The 2875-nt window shown below is 68.2% G+C and carries 3 protein-coding genes; all 3 read left to right on the forward strand.

The genetic code is table 11. The annotated features are described in order from the left end of the window. Positions 1 to 272 precede the first annotated feature (272 nt). Complete coding sequence (locus AC5RWU_RS24050; protein WP_493986686.1) at positions 273 to 836, forward strand: recombinase family protein; 564 nt, start codon at positions 273 to 275, stop codon at positions 834 to 836. 147 nt (positions 837 to 983) lie between these two features. Next, positions 984 to 2087 (forward strand): NADH:flavin oxidoreductase/NADH oxidase, encoded by a 1104-nt coding sequence (locus tag AC5RWU_RS24055; protein WP_494037350.1) that lies wholly within the window; start codon positions 984 to 986, stop codon positions 2085 to 2087. 18 nt (positions 2088 to 2105) lie between these two features. Beyond that, positions 2106 to 2603 carry a M20/M25/M40 family metallo-hydrolase gene (locus tag AC5RWU_RS24060; protein ID WP_493986688.1) on the forward strand — a complete coding sequence of 166 codons (498 nt, stop codon included), beginning with the start codon at positions 2106 to 2108 and terminating at the stop codon, positions 2601 to 2603. The last annotated feature ends 272 nt before the right edge of the window (positions 2604 to 2875 follow it).

Below are 2875 nucleotides of genomic sequence, written 5' to 3' on the forward strand. Positions count from 1 at the left end.
GCGGGCCCGACGGTCCGGAAGCACTTACTGGGCCCATGCTAGGACTGCGCAGCCCACCGCGCCAGAGCCCGCGTCGGCCCGGAGGGGAGCTGGCGTACCGGTCTCAGGAAAGGATCGTCTGTTGAGACGGCAAGTTCTCCGCAGCCGCCGTCGCTCGAAATGAGACAAAGTGGCGCTTTCTGGAGAGCCTGCCTCGTCTCATTAATATGTCTTACTTCTGATATTCTCAGGAATCGGAATTATTGCCTTTGATGGGACTGCGGGGGAGCGGCATGGCAAGCATCGGATACGCCAGGGTCAGCACCCTGGAGCAGAACGCGGACCTGCAGCACGCGGCGCTGAAGGCCGCGGGCTGCCGGCGGATCTTCACGGACCATGGCGTGAGCGGCATGCGGGCCGGCCAGCCGGAACTGGACAGGATGCTTGAGCATCTGCGGGAAGGGGATGAGGTGGTGGTCTGGAAGCTCGACAGGCTGGGCCGCAGCACCCGCAACCTGCTGGCGCTCATCGATGACCTCGAGGGGCGGGGCGTCCACTTCCGGTCACTGACCGAGGGCATCACCACGACCGGCCCCATGGGCAGGGCCATGCTCACGGTGATGTCCGCGTTCGCCCAGCTGGAACGTGACCAGCTGGCCGAGCGGACCAGGGCAGGAATGGTCGCGGCCGCCGCCCACGGGCGCAGGGCGGGACGGCGGGAAGTCACCGCCGGGGACCGGAACGTGAAGCGCGCCCATGAGTTGAAGGCCCAGGGCCTCAAGCCGTCGGACATCGGCAGGATCATCGGCGCCAGCCGCGCCACCGTATACCGCTACCTGGCCCTGGACGCTGGCTGACGCCGAGCACTGTCTTCACCCTCCGCGGGGTACGCCTGCGCCCACTGTTCAGTGAGCCGGGTGATGGCAGGACGGGCTCCTGCGCCAAGGCAGCTTTCGATTCACCCCGCGGGAATAGCTGCTGCGGCGGCCCGGTTGAAGCTTCACGTGAGTAAGCTCTTCGAACCCGCAACCCTGACCACCCCCGACGGCACCGGACTGCGCCTGCGCAACCGCACGGTGCTGGCGCCGATGTGCCAGTACTCGGTGAGCGCACGCGACGGAGTGCCCAACGACTGGCACCTGGTGCACCTCGGAGCTCGGGCCGCCGGCGGCTTCGGGCTCGTCGTCGCCGAGGCAACCGCCGTGGTGCCCGAGGGCCGGATTTCCGACCTCGACGCCGGACTGTGGAACGATGCGCAGCGCGACGCCTGGAAGCCCGTGGTGGACTTCGCCCACGCGCAGGGGGCGGCGATCGGTGTCCAGCTGGCACACGCCGGCGCCAAGGCCTCCACCTACCCCTGGTTGCCCGCGCAGGCCGAGGGCTCCATCCCCGTGGACGAGGGCGGTTGGGAGACGGTGGGCCCCTCGACGACCGACATTTTCGGGTTGGAGCGGCCGCACGCCATGGACATCCCCGAGATCCAGGCGTCCGTCCAGGCTTGGGCGGACGCCGCACGCCGAGCGGACGAGGCGGGGTTCGACGTCGTCCAGATCCACGGCGCCCACGGCTACCTCATCCACCAGTTCCTCTCCCCGCTGACCAACCACCGTGAGGACGCCTACGGGGGCAGCTACAAGAACCGCACCCGGTACGCGCGCGAGGTCATCGCGGCGGTGCGGGCCGTCTGGCCGGACCACAAGCCGCTGGCGATCCGCCTCTCCGGAGACGACTGGGTCGAGGGCGGGTGGCGGCTGGCCGACACGGTCCGCTTTGTCCGCGAGGCGCGGGAGCTCGGCGTCACCGCATTTGACCTTTCCAGCGCCGGCATCGGGTCGTACCACGGCCCCTCCGGCCCAGGCTTCCAGGTTCCGCTCGCCGCTGCGGTGCGCGAGGCGCTGGAGGGCACGGATTCGTTCGTCACCGCCGTCGGATTACTGACGGACCCGGCGCAGGCCGAACACGTGGTGGTCACCGGGCAGGCCGACGGCGTGAGCGTTGGCCGCGCTGCGCTGCAGGACGCGCTCTGGCCGGCGAACGCGGCGAAGGCCCTCGGAGTCGCCCGCGACGGGAACCCACGCGCGGACCAGTACTGGCGCGCCGCCTGGTAGCCGCCTACTGTTTGGCTCATGTCCCTGGAGAACGAAGTCCTCGCCATTTTGGGCCAGGAGTTGGCGTGGAAGCGCGACGTCTGCATAGACCTGCACCGGAACCCGGAGCTCAGCCTCCAGGAACACCGGACGGCGGATCCGGTCAGTAGAGGACTGGAATCCTTCGGCTTCGAGGTGCAGCGCATCAGGGGTACCGGCGTTGTGGGCGTCATGGCCAACGGCCCGTGCGGACACCGACGCCCTGCCGGTGACCGAGGACTCCGGGCTGGAGTACGCCTCCACGGCAACCGCCAGGACAACGGCGTGGCCGTGGGCGTGATGCACGCCTGCGGCCACGACATGCACATCGCCGCGTTGCTCGGCGCCGTTAAGCTGCTGGCCGACGACCGCGACAGGTGGAGCGGCACCTACACGGTGCTCTTCCAGTCCGCCGAGGCCAAGCGGAAGGGCAAAACCGCCATTTCAGGCTGCGATTTAACCGCTAAACGGGAGTTAACAGTCACAACCGGAGCTTGATTAAAGGCCAGCCCGGCGGCGACGCAGATGGTATCTGTTGCGAATATCCCCGCTCACCGGGCGCTTGTGCGGGCGGGGTATGCGCGGTACCGAGAAGCCAGTACCTGCAAGGATTTTTTTCCTGCGGGGGAGGGGCTGAGGGGTGTTGCGGTGGAGGGACCGGCTTATGCGACGCTGGGCCGCGTTCCCAGCGTTGAACTAAACTTCCACTCCGACGGCTTGCAGCTGGCTCTTGTGCATGGCCCTTCGGTAGGCGTATCCCGGGCCGGCCG

It is taken from the genome of Arthrobacter sp. B0427-1-12 (assembly GCF_059092905.1).

Excerpts from the sequence above, each read along its gene's own strand:
- AC5RWU_RS24060 (WP_493986688.1), top strand. The coding sequence starts at position 2,106 with ATGTCCCTGGAGAACGAAGTCCTCGCCATTTTGGGCCAGGAGTTGGCG.
- AC5RWU_RS24050 (WP_493986686.1), top strand. The coding sequence starts at position 273 with ATGGCAAGCATCGGATACGCCAGGGTCAGCACCCTGGAGCAGAACGCG.